This window comes from Micromonospora sp. NPDC049051, assembly GCF_043197575.1.
In the GTDB taxonomy this organism is placed as follows: Bacteria; Actinomycetota; Actinomycetes; order Mycobacteriales; family Micromonosporaceae; genus Micromonospora.
Genome location: NZ_JBICTL010000008.1, coordinates 92,652 through 115,220 on the forward strand (window position 1 = coordinate 92,652; position 22,569 = coordinate 115,220).

General features: G+C 73.7%; 7 protein-coding genes (1 of these 7 cut by a window edge). All 7 read right to left on the reverse strand.

Going from position 1 to position 22,569, the window contains the following annotated elements; translation table 11 throughout:
- Tightly spaced (each overlapping or abutting the next), the 7 genes in view from ACGFIR_RS27790 to ACGFIR_RS27820 form a layout consistent with a single transcriptional unit that may run on beyond the window.
- On the reverse strand, positions 1–828 hold the full coding sequence (locus ACGFIR_RS27790) for an ABC transporter permease (protein ID WP_393008343.1): 828 nt from the start codon (positions 826–828) through the stop codon (positions 1–3).
- Entirely contained in the window at positions 825–1,676 is an 852-nt protein-coding gene (locus tag ACGFIR_RS27795; RefSeq protein WP_393008345.1) for an ABC transporter ATP-binding protein, read from the reverse strand. Before ACGFIR_RS27795 ends, ACGFIR_RS27790 begins: the two co-directional genes overlap by 4 nt.
- Positions 1,673–9,076 carry an amino acid adenylation domain-containing protein gene (locus ACGFIR_RS27800; RefSeq protein ID WP_393148106.1) on the reverse strand — a complete coding sequence of 2,468 codons (7,404 nt, stop codon included), beginning with the start codon at positions 9,074–9,076 and terminating at the stop codon, positions 1,673–1,675. Before ACGFIR_RS27800 ends, ACGFIR_RS27795 begins: the two co-directional genes overlap by 4 nt.
- On the reverse strand, positions 9,073–15,417 hold the full coding sequence (locus tag ACGFIR_RS27805; RefSeq protein ID WP_393148108.1) for an amino acid adenylation domain-containing protein: 6,345 nt from the start codon (positions 15,415–15,417) through the stop codon (positions 9,073–9,075). Before ACGFIR_RS27805 ends, ACGFIR_RS27800 begins: the two co-directional genes overlap by 4 nt.
- Complete coding sequence (gene sbnB / locus ACGFIR_RS27810; protein ID WP_393008351.1) at positions 15,414–16,421, reverse strand: 2,3-diaminopropionate biosynthesis protein SbnB; 1,008 nt, start codon at positions 16,419–16,421, stop codon at positions 15,414–15,416. Before sbnB ends, ACGFIR_RS27805 begins: the two co-directional genes overlap by 4 nt.
- Positions 16,415–18,571 (reverse strand): lantibiotic dehydratase, encoded by a 2,157-nt coding sequence (locus ACGFIR_RS27815; protein ID WP_393148110.1) that lies wholly within the window; start codon positions 18,569–18,571, stop codon positions 16,415–16,417. Before ACGFIR_RS27815 ends, sbnB begins: the two co-directional genes overlap by 7 nt.
- A protein-coding gene (locus ACGFIR_RS27820; protein WP_393148112.1) for an SDR family NAD(P)-dependent oxidoreductase crosses the window boundary here: on the reverse strand, positions 18,568–22,569 show its 3' portion. 1,275 nt of this gene lie beyond the right edge of the window; only the last 4,002 of its 5,277 coding nucleotides appear in the window; the start codon falls outside the window, past its right edge — the gene reads right to left on this strand; it ends in the stop codon at positions 18,568–18,570. The genes ACGFIR_RS27815 and ACGFIR_RS27820 overlap by 4 nt, the downstream gene beginning before the upstream one ends.

Here is a 22,569-nt window from a genome sequence, read left to right on the forward strand (position 1 = left end):
TCACTCGCGCCGCCGCAGGCCCCGCCGGACGACAGCCAGGCTCAGCAGCAGACCGACGACGCACCACAGTCCCAGGACCAGGGCCACCCGCCCCAGTTCCCAGGAGCCCGCCAGCTCCTGCGTCGCCATCGTGTCCGGCAGGAACGCCGCCCGGAACCCCTGGCCCATCCACTTCAGCGGGAACAGGGACGACAACGTGGTCAACGGCGCTGGCAGCACGGTGATCGGGGTGACGAAGATGCCCGAGGTGAAGACCAGGACGAGATAGGTCAGGTTCGCCGCCGCGCTCGCCCCCCGGACCGATCTGGCCAGCCCGCTCAGGACGATACCCAGCAACGAACACGCCGTGGCTCCCAACAGGAACACCCAGGCCAGGGTCAGCCAGGACCCGGCGTCCGCCGGCAGCGCCAGGTCGAACAGCAGCACGCCCGTGGCCACCATCAGCACCGCCTCGGTGACGCTGACCACCAGCACGAGAAACAGCTTGCCCAGCACGTACGCGGCCGGCGGGGCCGGCATCCCGCGCAACCGCTTCAGCGTCCCGTTGGCCTGGTCCTCAGCGATGCCCACAGCGAGAGTGACGAAGGTGGCGGAGGCGATGCCCGCCGCGATCATGCTCGCCGTGATGTGTTGACTCGCGGTCACCCCGGTGCCGGCGTACTCGGTGGAGAAGATCGATCCAAGCAGCACAAGCAGGACGATCGGCAGCGCGAACGTGAACAGCACCGTGTCGCGTTCCCGGAAGAAGGTCCTGATCTCCACGGCCCCACGGGCCAGCCCGAGCCGGCCCGTACGGGTCAACGGGACTGTCGTCGCCTGCGTGGTCACGGCTTGTTCCCTCCCACCAGGTCGAGATAGACGTCCTCCAGTCGGGGGCGGCTGACCGTCAGCCCGGGCACGGACGGCCCGAGCCGGGCGACCAGCTCGTTGACGAACGCCCCCGGGTCGGCCGTCCGGGCGCTGCGCGCCTCGGCGTTCTCCAGCCAGCTCACCGTGGCCTCCCCGCTCATCCGGCCGCCGAGCGTCGCCGGGTCACCGTCGGCGCGGACGACCCCGTCGGCGATCACCACCACGCGGTCCGCCAACGCCTCGGCCTCCTCCAGATAGTGGGTGGTCAGCAGCACGGTGGTGCCCTGCTCGTCCCGCAGGCCGCGGACCAGTTCCCAGAACTGCCGGCGCGCCTGCGGGTCGAACCCGGTGGTCGGCTCGTCGAGGAACAGCAGCCGCGGTCGGCCCACCACCCCGACGGCGACGTCGAGCCGACGCCGCTGGCCGCCCGAGAGGGTGCGGACCCGGCGCCCGGCCGCCTCCGCCAGGCCGACCTGCCGCAGCAGGTCGGTCGGATCGTGCGGGGACGGAAAGTAGCCGCCGAAGTGGCGCAGCGTCTCCAGCACCGTCAGCTCCCCCGCGTCGCTGGCCTCCTGAAGGACGATGCCGATGCCGTACCGCCAGGCCAACGGGGCTCGCCAGGGGTCCACGCCGAGCACGCGGACCTCGCCGGCGTCCCGCCGCCGGTGCCCCTCGAGGATCTCCACGGTCGTCGTCTTGCCGGCGCCGTTGGGCCCCAGCAACGCGACCACCTCACCTTCCTGGATGTCCAGGTCGATGCCGTCCAGCGCGACGACCGTGCCGTAGCTGCGCCGCAGGCCGCGCACCGTCACCACGGGGCTGGTCATGTGGCACGCACCTCCTCGGGGTGTCCCATGGCAGTCTCCTCAGGATGTCCGATGATGCCGGCGACGACCTTGCCGAGCCCCTCGATGTGGGGCGGCAGCATCGAGGTGATGTTGCCGCCTGATATCCGGTGCACCTCGACGCCGGCCGGCACCAGGCGACGCCACCGGCCGACGTAGCCCTCAGGCTCGAGACCGGCCAGGCTCTCGTGCGTGCCGTTGACGAGGTCGTCGCAGGTGAGCAGGTGCAGCGGTCCCTCGTACGGCTGGTACAGGTACGAGATCCGGGCCTCCATCTGCTGCCGCCACGACCGCACCGCCAGAGGCCAGACGTGGTCGAAATCGGGATCGCGCAGCGCGTCGTGGAAGCCCTCCACGACGATGCGCGGCAGCAGGCCGGCGATCTCCGCCCGCAGTTCGGCGGCGCGTCCGGGCGGCGGGTCCTGGGCGAGCTCCTGGTACGCCCGATCGCACCGGGCCAGCAGCCGGAGGTTCTCGCCGCCGTCGCCGGGGACGTCGGGCAGTTGGAGCACCGGGTCCTGGAGGATGAGCGTCACGCTCTCGCCCATCGCGCGCAGCCCTCGGGCCATCTCCCAGGCGATCGGCCCTCCGCCACACCAGCTGAAGAGGTGGTAGGGCCCCTGCGGCTGATCGGTACGCAGCTCGTCGAGGTAGCGCCGGGCCAGGTCCGCAGTCGAGCGGGCCGCCTCCCCCGGATCGAACAGACCGGGATGCTGGTACGCGACCACGTCCAGGCTCTCCGGCAGGTGCCGCGCCAGGTTCTCGTACCAGTGCGCGCTTCCCCCGCCCGGGTGCACGCAGTGCAGCACCGACCGGCTACCGGTGCGGCGTACCCGGATCTGGCTGGAATCGGCCGTCCCGACCACGGACAGCACCTTCGCCCGCGGATCGGGCGCCGGCCGGTCGGGCCCGGGGGACGCCGCCGGGACGGCGGGCCGCGAATCGGGCTGCTGCCCGGCACCGCCGGGGCCCGTACGGGCGGCCTCCGGCGCAGCGCCCTGCCGCCCGGCGAGCAGCTCGGCCAGGGCCGCCACCGTCCGCCGCACCAGGATGTCCGTCGGTGAGATGACCATGTCGAGCTGCCGGCCGAGCCGGATCGCGATCCGCATCGCCCCGAGCGAGTCCCCGCCGAGTTCCAGGTAGTCACGCTCGACGCTGACCTCGCCGCAGCCCAGCTCGCGCTGCCACACCCCGGCGATCGTCCGCTCCAGCGCGTTGCGCGCGGGGACGTGGTCCGCCGCCGTCCTGCCGTCGTCCTCCGGCCTGGGCAACGCCCGCCGGTCGATCTTGCCGCTCACGGTCATCGGGAACTCGGGCAACACGACGAAGTGCGCGGGAACCAGCAGCGCGGGCAGCTGGGCGCGGGCGTGCGCCCGCACCGCGTCGACGTCCCACTCGACGTCGGGGCGGGCCAGCAGGTACGCGGCCAGGCGCGGCGCGCCGTCGTCGGAGACCACGGTCACCGCCGCGGCCCGCACCGCGGGATGAGCCGACAGCACCCGCTCGATCTCGCCCGGCTCGATCCGGACCCCACTGATCTTCACCTGCTGGTCGAGCCGGCCCAGGTACTCGATGACGTCGCCGTCGAGCCACCGTACGAGGTCACCGGTCCGGTACAGCCGCCCACCGGGTGCACCGAACGGGTCCGGCACGAACCGGCTGGCGGTCTCGGCCGGTCGGCCCAGGTAGGACTGCGCGACACAGTGCCCGCCGAGATACAGCTCGCCCGGCACGCCGACCGGCACCGGGTTGAGGTCGACGTCGAGGACGTGGTTCGTCACGTTGTCGATCGGACGGCCGATCGGCACGCTCGTCGCCCCCGGGTGCGGCTGCGGGGCGACCTCGTACCAGGTGCAGGCGATGGATCCCTCGGTCGGCCCGTAGAGGTTGTACACCCTGGCGTCGGTCCGCTCGGCCAGGCGCCGGGCGGTCGACAGGGTGAACTTCTCCCCGAGCAGCATGACCTCACGCAGACAGGCGGGGATCCCCGGTACGGCGTCGAGGAACGCGTTCATCATCGACGGTACGAAGGCCGCGTGGCTGACCTGGTGCCGCTCGATGAACGCGGCCAGACCCAGCGGGTCGAGGTGCAGCTTGTCGGGCGCCATCACCAGCGTCGCCCCGGCGACCAGCGGCCGGAAGATCTCGCCGACCGACACGTCGAAGGTGTAGGGGGTCTTCTGGACGACCCGGTCGCCACCGCGCAGGGGCAGCGCCCGTTGCAGCCAGTGCACGTAGTTGGCGGCGCCCAGGTGCGGCACGGCGACACCCTTCGGGCCACCCGTGGACCCCGAGGTGAACAGGACGAAGGCGGGGTGGCCTCCGGTCACCTCGACCGGTGTCCGCTCCGGACCGCCCGGGCGGGGGCCGAGCACCGGCACGACGCCGGCCAGCACCTCGTGCAGCTCCTCGTCGGCCACCACCAGCGCGACGTCCGCGCCGACCAGCCGCTGCCGCAGCCGCGCCGCCGGATCGTCCGGATCGAGCGGCACGAACGCCGCACCCGACTGGAGGATCCCCAGCAGCACGGTCACCAGGTGGACACTGCGCCGCATGCAGACGGCGACCGGCCGGTCCGGCCCCGCCCCCGCCGCCGCCAGTCGCCGGGCGAGCGCCGTGGCGGTGGTGACGAGCTCCCGGTAGGTGAGCGTCCCGGTGTCGTCGCGGACCGCCTCGGCGTCCGGGGTCGCCGCCGCCTGCCGGAGGACGCCTCCGTGCAGCGTCGTCTCGGCCAGGGCGAGCGGCGCGGCCACCGGTCCGGACAGCCGCCGCGCGAGCTCGGCGCCGGAGAGCAGCGGCCCGGTGGCGGACCCGCCGACATCGGCGAGCATGTCGGTCAGCACCCGGTGGTACGCCCGCGCCAGCCAGTTCAGACGTTCCGGGCGTACCCGCTCCGGCATCGCGGTGAACATGACGTACCCGGGCAGGACGGTCACGGCCAGCGGGAACTCGTTGGGACTGTCGTCCTCGGTCTGGGTCGTCTGCACCGCCGTGTCGCGCAGCAGGTAGTAGTCGAGGAAGTTGAAGACCGCCTCGACCAGCGGCTGCGTCGTACCGGCCAGCGACTGGAGCCGGGGCAGCGGGAAACGCCGGTGGGGCAGCAGTGCGGTCTCCGCCTCGGCCGCGGCCCGGATCAGGTCCAGCCAGGTGCCGCGCGGGCGCTCGCCGACCACCGGCGGCGTGTTGAGGTACATCCCGAGCACCTCGTCACCGCCGCTGACCTCCGGGCGGCCGTTGCTCACCAGGCCGCACAGGAAGCCGTCCCCGGCGCTCAGGACGCTCATCGTCTTGAAGAACGCGGCCAGGTAGACGCTCTTCACCGGAACGCCGATCGCCGCGGCCAGTTCGCGCAGCCGGTCGACGTCGGTGCCGAGCGGCTGCGCCACCGTGTGCGGGGCACCGGACCCGGCCGCCCCCCACTCCTGCGGAAGGCGCAGCGTCTCGTACCGGTCCAGCACGCTGGTCCAGTACTCGCGGCTCTGCGGATCGGCGACCACCGCGCGTTCCATGGCGATGAAGTCCGCCCAGCGGCGCGCCGGCCGCTCCATCGACGGCGGCGTCCGCTGGTCCCGCACCGCCACGTAGCGGTCCATCAGCTCGCCGAGCAGCGAGTTGTGGCTCCAGCCGTCGAGGATGACGTGGCACTCCACCCAGGCCAGCACCCACCGGGTGGCGCCGGTGCGGTACGCGAAGAGACGCCACAGCGGTGCCCGGTCCAGCACGACGGGAGCCAGCCGGTGCCGGGCGGCCTCCTCCCGGATGAGCAGCTCCTGCTCGGCCTCGTCGAGCCCGTCGAGGTCCTGCACCACCACCTCGGCCCGGGCCTCCGCGTGCACCAGTTGCAGCGGCTCGCCGTAGCTGGTGAGGTCGAAGGAGGTACGCAGCACGTCGTGCCGGGCCACGACCTGCCGCACCGCGGTACGCAGGGCGGCGGCCGACAGCGGCTTACCGTCGTCGACGAAGTACAGCGTCACGTTCTGGTACGGCCGGCGTTCCTCGTCGGCCATCAGCTCGTAGAGCATGCCGGCCTGGACGTCCGACAACGGGTAGGCGTCGAGCACGTCCTCGGGGAGTTTCTCCCGGTCGGCGGCCGATATCTGCCCGAACTCCTCGGCCACCAGGTCGTCCGGCCGCTCGTCGAGGCACTGTCGGGCCATGGCGGCGACGGCGGCGACGGTGCGGTGCTGGAACAGGTCCTGCACGCTCACCGCCAGGCCAGCCTCGCGCAGCGCGCCGACCAGTCTGATGGCGCGCATCGAGTCGCCGCCGAGGGCGAAGAAGTCGTCCGCGCCGCCCACCTGTGGCACCTGGAGGACCTCGGCCCACACCCGCGCGACCAGGTGTTCCTCCGGGGTGCTGGGCGCGACGTACGCGGTGCTGGTCGTGCGGCCCTGCTCCGGTGCGGGCAGGGCGCGACGGTCGATCTTCCCGCTGCTGGTCCGGGGAAGTGCGTCCAGGGACACGAACCGGCCGGGCACCATCGACGCCGGCAGCACTCCGGAGAGCCCGGCGCGGAGCCGGTCCGGCGTGGCGTCCGCGCCGTCGCGTGCCACGACGTAGGCGACCAGTTGGGCGGGCAGGTCCGCGGGCCGGTGCAGGGCGACCGCTGCCTCGGCGACCGCCGGGTGCTCCATCAGCCGTGCTTCGATCTCACCCAGCTCGATCCGGACGCCGTGCAGCTTGACCTGCGCGTCGATGCGTTCGAGGAAGTCGATGGTCCCGTCGGCGCGCAGCCGGACCAGGTCGCCGGTGCGGTACATCCGCTCGCCCGGCACGGACGAGAACGGGTCCGGCACGAACCGCTCGGCGGTGGTGCCGGGCCGGTTGCGGTACCCGTGTGCCAGCCCGACGCCGGCCAGGTAGAGCTCACCGGGCCAGCCCACCGGCACCATCCGCAGCCGCTCGTCCAGGATGTGGACGCGGATGTTGCTGATCGGCGTGCCGATCGGCACGCCGGCGGTGTCGAGGGTGGCGAGCAGCCGCTCGTCGACCCGTTGGGCGGTGACGTCGACCGACGCCTCCGTCGGGCCGTACAGGTTGTGCAACGCCGCCGACGACCAAGCCGCGAAGCGCCGGGCGGTGACGGTGCGCAGCGCCTCGCCGCTGCAGAACACGTGCCTGAGGCTGGGCGGCGCCTGCGCGACGACGGCCAGGAAGGCGTCGAGCATCGACGGCACGAAGTGCAGGTGCGTCACCGCCTCGGCCCGGATCAGGCGGTCCAGTTCCAGCGGGTCCCGGTGCACGCCCGGGGGTGTCACCACGATGGTCGCGCCCGTGATCAGCGGCCAGAAGAACTCCCACACGGCCACGTCGAAGGTGAACGGCGTCTTCTGCAACACCCGGTCGCCGGGTCGTAGCTGGTAGCTCTCCTGCATCCAGGTGAGCCGGTTGACTATCCCGCCGTGGTCGATGACCGCGCCCTTGGGGCGCCCGGTGGAACCGGAGGTGTAGATGACGTACGCCCGGTCGTGTGCGGTCAGTGCCGGAAGCTGCCCGTGGAGGTCGGTCGCCCCGTCTCCCGGTGCCACCGGAGGGACCACCGGCACGTCGCCGAAGGCGGCCGCGTGGTCGGCTCCGGCCACCACCGCGCGGACCTGGGCGTCGGTCGCCACCTCCGCCCGGCGCGCGGCCGGGTCCTCCGGGTCGAGGGGCAGGTAGGCGCCGCCGGACTTCAGGACCGCGAGCAGCGCGCAGACGAGTTCCGCGCTGCGGGGCAGGCAGACCCCGACGACGTCGCCCCGGCCGACGCCGTGCCGGCGCAGGGTGTGGGCCAGGGCGTCCGAGAGCTGGTCCAGCTCGCCGTAGCTCCAGCTGCGCCGCCCGTCCCGTACCGCGACCGCCGCCGGGTCCCGCCGGACGCGGTCCCGGACCAGCTCGTGCAGGGGGCTGTCGGGAACATCCCGGCGGGCGCCGGTCAGCACCGTCCGCAGCCGGTGGCGCTCAGCCTCGTCGAGGACGTCCAGCGCGCCGACCGACGCCCCCGGCGCGGTGACGGCGTGTTCCAGCAGGACGAGGTAACGGGTGACGAGCTCGTCGACGGTCCGCTCGTCGAACAGGGCGGTCGCGTAGTCGATCGCGCCGAACAGCCCGTCGGCGGTCCGCCGCAGCCCCATGCTCAGGTCGAGTTTCACGCCCCGTGGCGGGGTGGCGACGTCGACGACGTCGAGGTCGTCGAAGCGGCCCGGCAGCCCTCCGTTCTCGTCCTCGAACAGGAACATCGTCGACACCAGCGGGTTGCGGGACAGGTCCCGCTCCGGCGCGACCGCGTCGACGACCCGGTCGAAGGGGATGTCCTGGTGGCTGACGGCGGCGTGCAGCGTGTCCCGCACCCGATCGACCAGCAGGTCGAAGCTGGGGTCACCGGAGCAGTCGCAGCGCAGCACCAGCGTGTTGAGGAAGGGACCGACGACGGCGTCCACTCCCGTCCGGGTCCGGCCGCTCACCGGCATGCCGACGGCGACGTCGTCCTGCCGCGTCAGCCGGGCCAGCAGCGCGGCGAAACCGGCGAGCAGCACCACGTACGGCGTGGTCCGGTGCCGCTGGGCCAGCTCGGCGCAGGCCCGATCGACGTGCGCCGGCACCGCGAAGGTCACCCGGGCGCCGGCCGGATCCCGCGGGGTCGCGCGGGGCCGGTCGGCGGGCAGGTCGAGTTCGGTCAGCTCGGCCAGGGTGTCCTGCCACCACCGCAGACCGGCCTGTGCCTCCGCGGTGCCGAGGTGTCGCCGCTCCCACCTCGCGTGCTCGGCGAACTGTCCCGGCCGGGCAGGCTGCGGCGCCCCGGTCCGGGCCGCGTGGTAGAGCTCGGCGAGGTCGGCGCAGAGCAGTTGCACGGACCAACCGTCGCAGGCGATGTGGTGCAGGTGCGCGACGAGCACCTGTTCGTCGTCGCCCAACCGCACCAGGACCGCTCGCCAGACCGGGCCGGTGGCGAGGTCGAATCCGCGCCCGGCCTGGTCGGCCAGCAGGGCGGCGAGCCCGGCCTCGTCGGTGGTCACGACCGGCAGGTCGACCGGCGCGGGTGGATCGATCACCTGGACCGGCTCGCCGTCGCGCAGCTCGTACCTCGTCCGCAGGATGTCGTGCCGGGCGGCCAGGCCGGTCAACGCGACGCGCAGCGCCTCGACGTCGAGCACGCCGCGCAGCCGCAGCACGAGAGGCACCAGGTAGTCCACCCCGCCGGGCGCGAGTTGGTCCAGGAACCACATCCGGCGCTGCGCCGACGACAGTGGCGCCGGCCCGGTGTCGGTCACGCCGGCAGCGGCATCGGCGGCGGACCCGTCGTCGCGCCGCCGTACCCGGCCCGCGAGGCGTTGCGCCACCAGCCGGCGACGCAGTTCGGCCCCGCTGTCGGCTGCCGGACGTGGCCCCTCGGTGTCGCTCATCGTCTCTCCCCAGGCTCGTCCTGATCCAGCAGGAGCGCGGCCACCTCGTCCTCGGGCAGCGCGTCGACCTCGTCGACGACGAGCCGGGTGACCAGGTCCACCTGTTGCTCGACCGTCGTCGCCCCGAACAGGTCCCCCAGCGGGATGGTCACCGCGAAGAGGTCCTGGATGCGGGTACGGACCCGGGTGGCCAGCAGCGAGTTGCCGCCGATCGCGAAGAAGTCGGCGTCGTGCTCGACCGCGGGGAGACCGAGCACGGCGCACCAGATCTCGGCTATCAGCTCCTCGACGCTCGCCTCGGCGGATGCCTCCTCGGTGCGCTCGCCCTCGTCGTCGGCGGCGATCGGCGGGAGCGCCCGCAGGTCCACCTTCCCCGCCCCGGTCCTCGGCATCTCGGCGAGGAAGACCCAGTGCCGCGGGACCATCGCCTCCGGCAGCCGGGCCCGCAGGTACGCACCGAGATCGCGCGCGTCCGGTGGGGTGGCTTCGGCGGCCACGACGTAGCCGACGAGCTGGGTGGCGCCGTCCCGCGTCGCGGCGGTGACGCTCGCCGCCCGGATCCCCGGGTGGGTGAGCAGGCACGCCTCGACCTCGGCGGGCTCGACCCGGAAGCCGTTGATCTTCACCTGACGGTCCGCCCGGCCGTGGAAGTCCAGCACCCCGTCGGCGTTCCGGCTGACCACGTCACCCGTGCGGTACATCCGGGCCCCGGGCACCGTCGAGAACGGATCCGGCAGGAAGCGCTCGGCGGTCAGCGAGGGGCGTCCGTGGTAGCCCCGCGCGAGGCTGCCCCCCAGGAACAGCTCGCCCCGGACACCGGGCTGCGCCGGTCGCAGCCGCTCGTCGAGCACGTAGCCGACGGTGCGGCCCACCTCGGTGCCGATCGGCACCACCGCCCCGGGCGGCAGGCTGGCGGCACGCGCCTCGGTGACCTCGTGGAGGGTCGACGTGACGACGGTCTCGGTCGGCCCGTAACAGGCGATGAAGCGAGCGTCGATGCCGAGTTCGTGCCACCGGTGCACGTCCTCGGCGTACACCACGTCCGTGCCGATGTTGACCGCGCGCAGGGTGTCCAGCCGGCTGTCGGCCTTCACGACCCGGTCGAGCATGTCCCGCCACGCCATCGGCGGCAGGTCGAGGAAGGTGACCCGGGTGGCGGCGACCAGGTCGGGCAGGTCGGCAGGGCTCCACCCGCCGGCGGCGGCGAGCACCAGGGTCGCGCCCGACACCAGGGTCATGCCGAGGTGTTCCATCGCGACGTCCACGAAGGGCGGACTCGTCGTCAGGATCCGGTCGTCGGCGGCCAGCCCGTACCGCAGCGCCACGTCCTCGCAGTGGGCCAGGAACGCGCCGTGTTCCACCTGCACGCCCTTGGGCTCGCCGGTGGAGCCGGACGTGTGGATGACATACGCGAGCTGTCCGGCGACGACGGCGGCGCGGCGCTCTCCCCCGCCGTCGGTGGGCGCGGACGTCCGCAGGTCCTCCGGCACCAGCACCGCGGGGCCACCGGAGGGCACCAACCCGACGGCGTCCGGCGTCACCACCACGACGGCGGGTTCCAGCGACGCCACGATCGACGCCAGCCGCGCTCCGGGCCCGGCGACGTCGAGCGGGGCGTGCACACCGCCGGCCGCCATCACCGCCAGCGCGGTCACGATCAGGTCCAGGCCACGGGGAAGACAGACCGCGACGATCGACTCGGGCCCCACCCCGGCGGCACGCAGGCGGGCCGCCGCCACATCGACCCGCCGCGCCAACTCGCCGTAGCTGAGGCGGTCGCCGCCCTGCTCGACCGCGACGGCGTCCGGCCGCGCCGCCGCCTGACGCCGGAGCAGTTCGGGCAGGGTACGGACGGCCAGCCCGCCGACGGACGCGTCCGGATCGGTGGCGACCTGCTGGAGCAGCTGCCGGTAGCGGCGGATCAGCCGTTCGACGCTCGCCGGCCGGAAGAGGTCCGTCGAGTACTCGACGAGCCCCAGGTAACCACCGTCCGGCTCCTCGCTCAGCGTGACGGTGAGGTCGTAGATCGCCGTCGGCCACGGCAACGACAGCAGATCCAGCTGCTCCGGCAGGTCGGGCAGGTACGACGGCCGCGCCTGCCCCACCTCGAACATGATCTGGAACAGGGGATTACGGGAGCGGTCGCGGGCGATCCGCAGGCTGTCCAGGACACGGTCGAACGGGACGTCCTGATGCGCGTAGGCGGCCAGGGAGGTCTCCCGGGTGCGCCGCAGCACGGCCCGGAAGTCGTCGCCGGGGTCCACCTCGGTACGCAGCACGAGGATGTTCGCGAAGTAGCCGATGAGCCTCTCCACCGCCGGGTTGGTCCGACCGGCGACGGGTGCGCCGACGACGATCTCCCGGGTGCCGGTCAACTCCGCGAGCAGGCAGTTGAAGGCGGCCAGGAAGGTCATGAACGGGGTGGCGCCGAGTTGCTGCCCGACCTGCACGACCGGGGCGGCGACCGGGGCCGGCACCCGGAACACGTACAACGCGCCCCGGCCCTGCCACTGGGCGGGACGGGGCAGGTCGGTGGGGAGTTCGGTGGCGCGTGCCCCGTCGAGCTGCCGCCGCCAGTGTTCGAGCCCGCTGGCCGCCTGCGGGCCCTGCGACCAGGCCGACTGCCAGGCGGCGTAGTCGGCGTACTGGACGGCCGGTGCGGCGGCCGGGTCGGGGGACGACAGTTCGGCGGCGAGGATCTCCGTCGACACGCCGTCCCAGGCGATGTGGTGCACGAGCAGGACCAGCGACTGCCGGTCGGGGCCGGAGCGGACCAGTCGGGCGCGCAGGACCGGATCGGTGGCCAGGTCGAAGGGCCGCTGGGTCAGCTCCCTGATCTGCCGGGTCGCCGCGTCCTCGCCGGTGGCCTCGACGAGTTCGATCTCGACCGGGGCGGGCGGATCGACGACCTGGGTGAGCTGCTCGTCGACCATCTCGTAGCGGGTACGCAGGATCTCGTGCCGCTCGACCACGCGGGCGAGCGCGGCGCTCACCTCGGCCAGCGTCATCCGCGCCGGCAGCGGCACCACCACCGGCACCATCTGCTCCGGGCTGCCCGGACTCAGCTGCTCCGCCATCCACATCCGCTGCTGTCCGGCCGACAACGGCAGCAGCCCGGTCCTGGGCAGCACCTCGATCTCGGGTGCGGTGGTTCGACCCGCCGCGTCGTTCCCGCCGCCGGCCGCCGCCGCGTCCCGGCGCAGCAGGTCGGCCTGGGCGGCGACGGTGGTGGCCTGGTACAGCTGCGCCAGCGAGACGCCCGCACCGGTACGCGCCCGCAGCCGGGCCGCCAGCTCGCCGAGTTGCAGGGAGTGCCCACCGAGCGCGAAGAAGTCGTCGTGCCTGCCGACGGTGCCGGCGCTCGCCAGTACCGTGGCCCACTCCTGCGCGACGACCTGTTCCACCTCGTCGGTGGGCAACGCCCGCTCGCCGGGCGGCAACCCGTCCGGAATCCCGTTCAGCAGGGCGACCGCGTCGGTCTTGCCACTGGACGTGGCGGGTATCGCGTCCACCCGGACGAACAGCCCGGGCAGCATCGCCTCCGGCAGGGTCCGACGCAGGTGCGCCCGCAGCGCACCGGTCTCGATGGCGGCGTCGGTGACCAGGAACGCCACGAGCTGACGCCCCCCGTCGGGACGCGGACGCCCCAGCACGACAGCGGCCCGCACCAGGGGATGCGTCTCCAGCGCCCGCTCGACCTCGCCGGGCTCGACGCGGACACCGTTGATCTTGATCTGGTCGTCCGCCCGGCCCACGAACTCGAATTCCCCACCGGACCGTTGCCGCGCCAGGTCGCCGGTGTGGTACATCCGCGATCCGGGTGGCCCGTACGGGTCGGGCACGAAACGGGCGGCGGTCAGGTCGGGCCGCCCGACGTACCCCCGGCCGACGTTGACGCCACCGACGTAGAGCTGCCCGACGGCACCCCGGGGCACCAGTTCGCCGTCCCGGCCGAGCAGGACCGCCCGCAGCCCGTCCAGCGGGCTGCCGATCGGCACGGGTCCCCGGCGCTGCTCCTGCGGCCACCGGTACGCGGTCACGTCGATCGCGCACTCGGTGGGTCCGTACGTGTTGACGACCGTGACGTCGACCCGGTCGCGGACCTGCGCACACAACTCACCGGTGAGCGGCTCGCCGGCGCTGAACAGCAGCCGCAGCGAGGTGCAGTCGGCCCATCCGTCCGCGGCGAGCAACCGCCGCAGCACCGAGGGCACCACCTGGAGCACGGTCACCGCCCCCTCGGCCACCGCGCGCAGCATCACCGCCGCGTCACGCGGCGCGTCGGGCGGGGCGACGACCACGGTGCCGCCACTGATCAGCGGGCCGAACATCTCCCAGCCCGCGGCGTCGAAGGTCAGCGCCGTCTTCTGCAGCACCCGGTCGCCCGCGCCGAGTCCGAGCCGGTTGACCGGCCACCAGACCCGGTTGGCGATGCCGCCGTGGGTGACGACCACGCCCTTGGGCCGCCCGGTCGAGCCGGAGGTGTACATCACGTACGCCGCGTGTTCCGCCGCAAGCCGGACCTGGGGGAACGGGACGCCGCGCGCTGATCCGTCCACCGTGAGGATTGTGACTCCGAGCTCCGCCAACCGTCCGGCGTCGGCCGGGGCCGCGAGCAGGGTCCGTACGCCCGCGTCGGCGACGATCGTCTCGATGCGCGCCCGCGGGTGCTCGGGGTCGAGCGGGACGTAGCAGCCCCCGGCCCGCCAGACCGCCAGCAGGGCCACCACCGCGGCGGCGCCCCTCGGCAGGTGGACCCCGACCGGGGTTTCCGGCTCGACCCCCCGCTCGGCCAGCCGGGCGGCCAGCGACTGCACCTGGTCCAGCAGCTCCCGGTAGGTCAGGGAGGTGCCGCCGTCCTCGACCGCCACGGCGTCCGGGGTGCGGGCGGCCTGCGCGGCGACGAGTTCGGGCAACAGCGCCGGTGGCGTCCCGGTCCCGCCGGTGACTGCCGACCTGGCGGTGACCGGTACCTGGCCCACCGCGAGCGCCGGGTCCGCCGTGAGCCGGTCCACCAGCTCGACGTACGTGGTCAGCAGGTCCGTGGCCGTCGACTCGTCGAACAGCGCGGTGGAGTATTCGAGCTCGACCCGCAGGGCGCCCTGGGCGGCCGGTACGACGTGCACGGTGAAGTCGAGCAGCGACCCCTGCGGCGTGATCGGCAGCGCGGGCCGCACCCGGTAGGCGTTGTTCTCCTGCGTCGGCATGTTGAAGCCGACCTGGGCCAGCGGCGGCTGGTTGGGACTGTGCGTCGGGCTGGTCTCGCGCACCACCACGGCGAACGGCACGCCCTGGTGCTCCAGGGCCTCCGCCACCCGGTCACGGAGCTGGGGCAGCAGCGTCTGGAAACTCTCCCGGCTGGTGACCGTGGCGCGGATCGGCACCACGTTGACCAGCATGCCGATCATCCGTTGCAGCTCGGGCCGGACCCGACCGGACACGCTGGCCCCGACGATGAGATCCGAGTCGCCGGTGTAGCGGTGCAGCAGCACGAAGTAGGCCGCGAGCATCGTCATGTAGGTGGTCGCGCCGGACGCGCGGCCGACGGCGTGCACCCGGTCCACGACCGCCCGTGGCACGTCCCGGTGGATGGTCGCGCCGGAGAGGTCGCGGTGCGCCGGCCGGGGCCGGTCGGTCGGCAACGCCAGCGGATCGGGCAGCGCCGCGAGCCGTCCGCGCCAGTAGTCCAGGTCGGCCTTCGCGCCGCCGTCGCGGATCTGTTCCCGCTGCCAGACGGCGAAGTCGAGGAACCCGACGGGCGGCGCACTCCCCCCGGTCGCCATGTCGTCGATGACGAGGGCGAGCGACGCGGCGTCCAGGGCGATGTGGTGCGCGGCGAACAGGGCCAGCCGGCGCCCCGAGGGCGTGGTGATGACCGCGGCCCGCCACAGCGGCGCCTGGTCCAGCCGGTACGGCCGGGCGGTGACGGCCAGGGCGGTGGCGAACACGCCGTCGGGACCGTCCCCGTCCGCCGCCGTCAACTCCTCCACCTCGACGGGCACCTCGGCCGCCACGGTCAGCAGCGGTCTGCCGTCGGCGCCCGCCTTGATCGCCATCCGCATCGCGTCGTGGCGCTCGACGACCCCGCGCAGCGCCCTCACGAAGCTCGCCGCGTCCGTGCCGTCGGCCATCCAGTCGGCGGCGACCACGTTGAACAGCGGCACGTCACCGGCGATCTGGTGCAGGTGCCAGACCGCCTCCTGGGCGTACGAGAGCGGCACCGGATCGTTGCCGCGCCGGCGCGGCAGTGTCGCCGGCGCCGGTATCGGTGCGCCCACGCCCCCGCCCTTGATGATCTGGGCGAGCAACTGCCGCTGGAGCGGCGAGAGTTCGGCACTCACGACAGGTCCTCCTTCGCCGGGACGAAGTTCTCGATCCGCGCGCCGAGGCCCGTGTCCCGGGCGATCCTGACGACCAGCCCGGCCACCGCCAGGTCGAGCACGCCGAGCCCGAACGGAGAGACGACGGTGACCCGGTGCGGATCCCTCGGGGGAGTCTGCGGCCGGGCCGCGAGTTGACCGATGGTGGCGGCGATGAAGTCGTGGTGGCCGACCTGTCGTGCGGCGACGTCGACCGACGTGGCGGCACGCAGCACGTGGTCGACGTCGTCGACCACGTTGACCGCCTCGAGAACGGCGTCGGGCAGCACGTCCCGCAGCGAGACGTGCAACACCAGCGTGCCCGGCCGCAGCAGCCGGGTGTCCAGGTACGGCGTCAGCGCGTTGGTCGCGACACTCACCAGGGTGTTGCGGCCCAACGCCCGCCCCTGGTCCGTCTCGACGTGCACCGTGAGGGAGGGCAGGACCTCCGCGCACCGGGCCTGGAACGCGGTGGCCCGCTCCGTGCTGACGTCGTGCACCGTGACGTCGGTGAGGCCGGAGACGACCTGGCTGAGGAACCGCAGCACGGCGAAGTTGATGACCCCGCAGCCCAGCAGGGTCACCCCGGCCTGGTCGGTCTCGGCGGGCAGGAGCCGGGCCGCCAGGGCGGCACTGGCGGCCGTACGCCAGGCGGAGACCCGGGCGCCTTCGAGCAGCACCTCGGGCTGCCCGGTGCGCATCGAGTTGAGGATGATGGCGGACGACGCCCGCGGCACCCCCTGCCCGATGTTGGCCGGGAACGACGAGATCCACTTGACCCCGGCCGTCGGCTCCGGGCCGCCCAGATACGCCGGCAGCGCGATGATCCGGTTCCGGTCGTCGTCGGGGAACCGGAGGAACACCGAGTGCGGCAGCGCCGACCGCCCCGCCTCGTGTGCGAGATACGCCTGCTCCACCGCATGCAGCACCTCGGCCTCCCTGCCGTGCAGGGCCGCGCGCACGTCGGTGCTGGTGAGGATCAACATGGGTTCTCCGTTCGCCCTGCGTCAGCCAGGCCGGGCAGCACCCGCGCCTTACGGTCCACCGCGACCATGCGGAACTCGCTGGTGTAACGCCGTCCTGCCGCATCCCGCAGCCACAGCTGGTCGGGGCCGGGCAGCATCTCCTGGAGGACGACCGGCCCCCGGGCGGCCCGCCGCCAACTGCGAGCCAGGTTCGTCACCAGCAGCGGCGCGTCACGATCGACGTAGAACGGCTTCGGTTCACCCGGCAGTTGCGCGAACAGGTGCCGTGGCAGGCCCCGCTCGGTGAGGAAGTCGCTGAGCACCTCGGGCCGGTAGCCACGGGCACCGAGCACCTTCGGCGGCAGGTCGTCGACCGCGAATGCCCAGGTCGCCCGCCGGATGACCAGGTCGTCCAGGGTGATCCGCGGGCCGGGCCCGGGAATCCGGAACCGGTTGACCGTGATGGCCGAGAGGAACTCGCCGAAGAACTCGGCGACCGGCAGCTCCCACCGCCCGTCCCGGGGGCCTGCGGTGAGCCCCTCGTCCCGGTCCCGGACGACGAGTCCCGTCGCCGGCAGGACCGACACACCGTCCGGGGCGCCCATGTCCGTGCTGTGCGCCCAGTACAGGTACCGGTCGGGCACGTGCACGGTCAGGGGCGGATACCGACGCGAGTCGATCTGCGGCCCGTACGGGTAACTCGGCACGATCCGGCCACCAGCCATGTCCCGGGCCGTCAGCTCCACCAGTCGCCCCGGCTCGTCCGCGAGGGTATGGAAGAACCGCGACTCCAGAGTGTTCATGGCGGTGTGCAGCTCACCGAGGACCCAGAGCGGCCGCCCCCGGCCCGTGGCGAGCATGAGGTCGGGACTGTGCTGCCGGGCCGCCGCCCAGCCGGGCTCGCACGGGGGAAAGAGCCGGTCGACCAGCGCCTCGATGTCCTCGCTGGCCAGTTGGACCGGATCGGGGCCGGTCGCGTCGCGCAGGATCTCCGACCACCGCAGCCGAAAGTCCTCGCCGATCTCGTCGATGAGCGTACCGGGGGCGCCGGCCAGGACGTCCGCCGCGGCGATGTGCAGATCGGAGAGGAGGACGGTCTCCCGCCGGTGCCGCAGCTCCGCGTACGTCTCGCACAGCCGCTCGTCCACGGCCGCCCGCACCTCGGCGGTCAGCCACCGGGCCGATTGCAGGAGCAGCCCCAGCGGCTCCGCCACCTGGTCGACCAGCCCGGCGGGCACCACCGCGTCGAGGTCCCGACGACAGTCGACGTACGCGAGGGTGCGTCCGGCCGCCGCCTCGTCCTTGGTCCGCTGGGCGGTCTGGCCGGCGAATTCGGCGAACCGCCGTTCCACCGCCGTCAGCACCGGGGCCAGTTCCGCCGGCTGCCGGACGAACCGCTCGGCCGCCGCGAGCTGGTCGATGAGGCCCGTCAGGTCCGCGACCGCCTGGTCGCGGGCCCCGCTCTCCGGCAGCTTCATTAGTTGGGCCAGCAGTTCCCGCTCCGGATGCGCGCACGGCGGCAACACGAACTCGGCGACGACGATCCGGTCCGCGACCAGTCCGGCCAGGGCCGACCGCTCGTCGGCGTCGAGGTCGGCCTCGGTGAGCCCGGCCCTGGCGAGACGGTCCAGCAGGGCGAGCTGCGCCCGTTCCAGCGTCAGCGGCGCCTGGAACGGCCGGTACGCCTGTCCCTCGTGGACGCTGACGCTGGGCACCCGTCGCACCGGCAGGTGCGGCCGGATGGCGGGATCCTCGGCCCACCGCTGCGCCAGCGCGCGCACCGCCCACAGTTCGAACGAGGCGCTGGTGCTGCGCACCCCCGCCGTCCCGGTCACCTCCAGCGAGTCGCCGGCACCACCGAAGGTGGCCCAGCCGACCGGCCCGAAGAAGCCGATGCTGTCGTTCTTCGCGCAGTACCGCTGGGCGTACCTGGTCAGCACACCCGCCCGGTACGAGGTGAGCGCGGAGCCGGGCCGCCGCGCCCACTCGGCCACTGCCGGGTTCTGCCAGCTGAGCGCGGCGAGGAAGTCCGGCTCGGCCAGCAGCTCCCGGACGGCGGCGAGCCCGTCCTCGGCGAAGCCGGCGAGCCAGTCGAACGGCATGCCGGCGGCACGTACCGGGGCCACCGGCCACAGCGCCCAGTCACTGGTGAGCACGACGGGTTCGTTCACCGAAGTCCCTGCTCCCGCAGCAACGTGGCCAGTGCCGCGATCGTCGGGTAATCGAAGATCGCCCCGATCGAGAGCTCCACCTGGAACGTCTCCCGGATGGCGGAGATCAGCGCGATGGCGGTGAGCGAGTTGCCGCCGACCGAGAAGAAGTCGACGTCCATGCCGATGTCCGGGTCGCCGATCGCCTCGACCCACAGCGCCTTCATCCGGGACTCCAGGCTGTTCGCGTCGCCCGGCCCGGCGGTGGCCGCCACCGGTCCGGCCGACGCCATCCCCGCGACCGTGTCGGCCAGTGCCTCGGCGGCCGCGGCGGAAGCCACCGCCGTCGGGCGCTGATCGACGACGGGAGCGGTCGGCCCCGGCCGTTCGGGCGTCTCGCGGCCGCGCAGCGGCTGGGCATTGCTCTCCACGAGCACCTGCCCGGGGTGCCGGGCACCGAGGATGGCCAGGGTCAGCGCGACCCCCAGCCGGGGCGGGATCCCGTCGGCCGCCCCGCTCTCCCCGCCGCTGGCCGGGGCGGTCACCTTCGTGCCGGGTTGTATCTGGCGCAGGGTGTACCCGGTCGCCACGCAGAGCGGCTGCCCGTCGAACCCGAGCAACTCGAGATCCGCCCGGATCACACCCGGCCCGCTGGGCTTGCGCCGCACATGCACGAACACCTCCGCCGGCAACCGGCCGTGGAAGACGATCGACTCGCAGCAGAACGGCAGGTGGAAGCCGTCGTCGGGCCGACGGAACGCCGTCGACGCCGAGTCCAGCAGGGTGGGGTGCACCGGGTGCACCGCCAGGTCGTCGGCGAACTCCTCGGGCAGTCGCAGCTGCACCAGCAACTCGGAGGTGTCCTCCGGCGTCCGGGTCCAGGTGGCGACGGTGTTGTCCCACCTGCGGCCGAGGTGGAACAGCCTCGGCCCGTCAGCCTCCGACTCCATCAGCTCGTGGGTGAAGGACGAGCGCAACTCCCCGATCGGCCGGGGCCCGCCCGGCTCACCCGCCGCGGCGACCCGGGCGCTGGCATGCCGTACCGCCGGGGCGCCCGGGTCGCTGCCCGAACGCGACCACGACTCCAGGGTGCCGTCGGTGTGCAGCCGGATCTCCACCCGTCGCTCGTCCTCGGTGGCGAGGACCTGGTGGTAGACCACGTCGGTGAGCCGCACCGGCAGGTCCCGCCCGGTCAGCTCGCAGTAGCCGCGCAGCATGAGGTCCAGCTGACCGGTCCCGGGCAGGATCGCCGCGCCCTCCAGCCGGTGCTCGTCCATGATGGGGCTGAGCGCCGGACCGATCGTGGTCGACCAGGTCCGCACCCCGTACTCGGCGGCCATCCCGACCTCCGCCCAGGACGGCCAGTTGATGGAGACCGCGGACACCCCCGCCCGGCGCAGCGTCACGGCGTACGCGTCCTGGAAGGCGTTCGCGGCGGCGTAGTCCGCGCTGCCGACGAGCCCGTCATGCGCGGCCCGGCTGGAGAAGCAGGCGAAGAAGTCGAGTGGCGGGCCGGACCGCAACGCCTCGTCGAGCACCACCGTCCCCCGGACCTTGGGGCTGAGCACCGCCGCGACGTCGTCGGGTTCCCGCAGCCGAACCAGGCCGTCGCCAGGCAACCCGGCCAGATGGAAGACCCCGTTGACCGGCCCGAACCTGGACACCGTGACGTCGAGGGCCCGCCGCAGTCCCCGGCGGTCGGCGACGTCGCCGGTCAGGACGCGGACCTGTGCGCCCAGTCCGGTGATCTCCGCGAGCTGGGCGCGCAGGCGCTCGGAGCGTTCGTCCGTCGCGTCGTCGTCCAGGCCCGTGCGGCTCAGCAGGATCAGCCGGGGTTGCAGCCCGGTGCCGGCGAGACCGCGCGCCAACGCCATGCCGAGTCCGCCGGTGCCGCCCGTGATCAGGTAGACCCCCTGGCGCCGCAGCGGCGACGGCGACTCCCACGGCGCCGCGTCGAACGCCACCTGGGTCGGCACCCAGCGCCGCGTACCGCGCAGCGCGACGACCTCGTGCCGCCGCCACTGGCCCAGCTCGCACGCGAGCTCGTGGTCGGCGGGCAGGGCCACGTCCACCACGCGGCAGCCCAGCTCGGGCGCCTCCTTCGCCAGCGAACGGGCGAACCCGACGAGCATCGCGGCGGTCGGGTCGAGCGGCTCGGCGCCCGTGACGTCGACCGCTCCCCGGGTGAGCACCAGAAGCCCCGCCGCGCCGCCCGCCGGCAGGGCGGCGACCGTCTGGGCGGTGACGAAGAGACTGGTGAAGCCGGCCTCCACGGCCCGGTTCACGCCCGCGCTGGTCAGTGCGGGGTTGGGCCCAGCGGTGAAGGCGTGCACCACGAGCGTGACCGGTGTCCCCCGGCCGGCCAGCGCGGCCAGCACCCGGTCCAGGTCGACCCGGGAGCCGGGGCGGATCCGGAATTCCGCGCCCACCTCGGCGTACGCCTCCGCCGGCCGGGCGATCGCCACGGCGGCGCCGGCCTGCTGCACCGCCAGTACGACGGGAAGGCTGTCCGCCTCGGACGCCGGTGCCAGGAGCAGGCACAGCCCCGACACGGCGCTCCTCGGCAGCGCCTGCGTCTCGGTCCACACCACGGTCGACAGTGGTGTCCCGGCCTCGGTCGGCTCACCGCTGACCGGCAGGGCCGCCTCGACCGCCGGGACAGCCGCCACCGCCGGGGGCGTCGTCAGTGCCGGTGCGTCCACCCAGTGCCGGCGCCGCTGGTAGGGGTAGCCCGGCAGCGGCACCCGTCGGACCGGGCCGGCGTCGTCCGGCTCGGGCCACTCGACGTCGTGTCCGTCGACCCAGAGTCGCGCCACCACCGCCAGCAGCCCGGCGAGGTCCGTGTCGGTTCGCGGCAGGGCGGGCGTGAACGAGGAGCCCGGCCCCCCGGTTCCCCTGCCGAGGTCACTGAGCACGCGGCCCGGCCCGACCTCGAGCACGCGGCGTGGCCCGTCGGCGAGCACGGCGGCCACGGCCCGGTCGTACCGGACGACGCCGGCCACCTGGTCGGCCCAGAAGTTCGGGTCGACAGCCTGGTCCTCGCCGATCAGACCGCCGGCGGCGGCGGAGTAGAACGGGATCGTCGGCGCCGACAGCTCGACTCCGTCGAACGCGGCGGCGAACTGCACCGCGGCCGGGATCATCAACGGGCTGTGGAAGGCGCCGGCGGTCGGCAGGACCGTGGCCAGGATCTTGCGGCTCTGCAACGCGGACCGCGCGGCGAGCACGTCGTCGCGGCTGCCGCTGAGGACGACCTGTCGGGGTTCGTTCACCACGGCCACCGTCAGGCCGGCCAGCAGTTCGGTGGGGAGGTCGTCCAGGGGAGCGGCCACCGCCAGCATCGCACCCGTCGTGACGGCGGACATGGCCCGGGCCCGCGCCGCCACCAGGGCCACCCCGTCGGCCAGCGAGAACACCCCGGCCGTCACGGCGGCGGCCAGCTCACCGACGCTGTGCCCGAGCACCGCCCCGGGACGGACCCCCCGGGCCCGCAGGGCACACACCAACGCGTGCTCGACGGCGAAGAGGGACGCCTGGGTCGCGACGGTGCCGGTCAACCGCTCCGGGTCGCCCGAGAGCCAGTCCTCCCGGACCTCGATCCCGTGCGTCCCGAACAGGTCGAGCACCTCGTCCATGGCCTCGGCGAAGGCCTTGTCCTCGCGGTAGAGGCGGTGTCCCATTCCGGCCCGCTGGGAGCCCTGGCCCGGGAAGGCGAAGACCAGGTCCCGCCGTTCCGCGCCGGCTCCCCGCAGCACGCCGTCGTCGGCGGCGAGTCGCTCGGCGGCCACCGCCGGGTCGTCCGCGACGATGGCGGAGCGCAGGGGGTACGGCCGCCGGCCGTGCTGCAGGGTGCGCACCGCCGCGGGGAACGTCTGCGGGTCGTGGTCGGTGAAGTACCGGGCCAGGTTCTCCTGGTACTGCCGCCCGGCGACCTCGCTCTGCGCCGACCACACCACGATCCGGGGTTGTGCCCGCACCGGCTGCGGTACGCGCGCCGGGGGCTCCTCGATGACCACGTG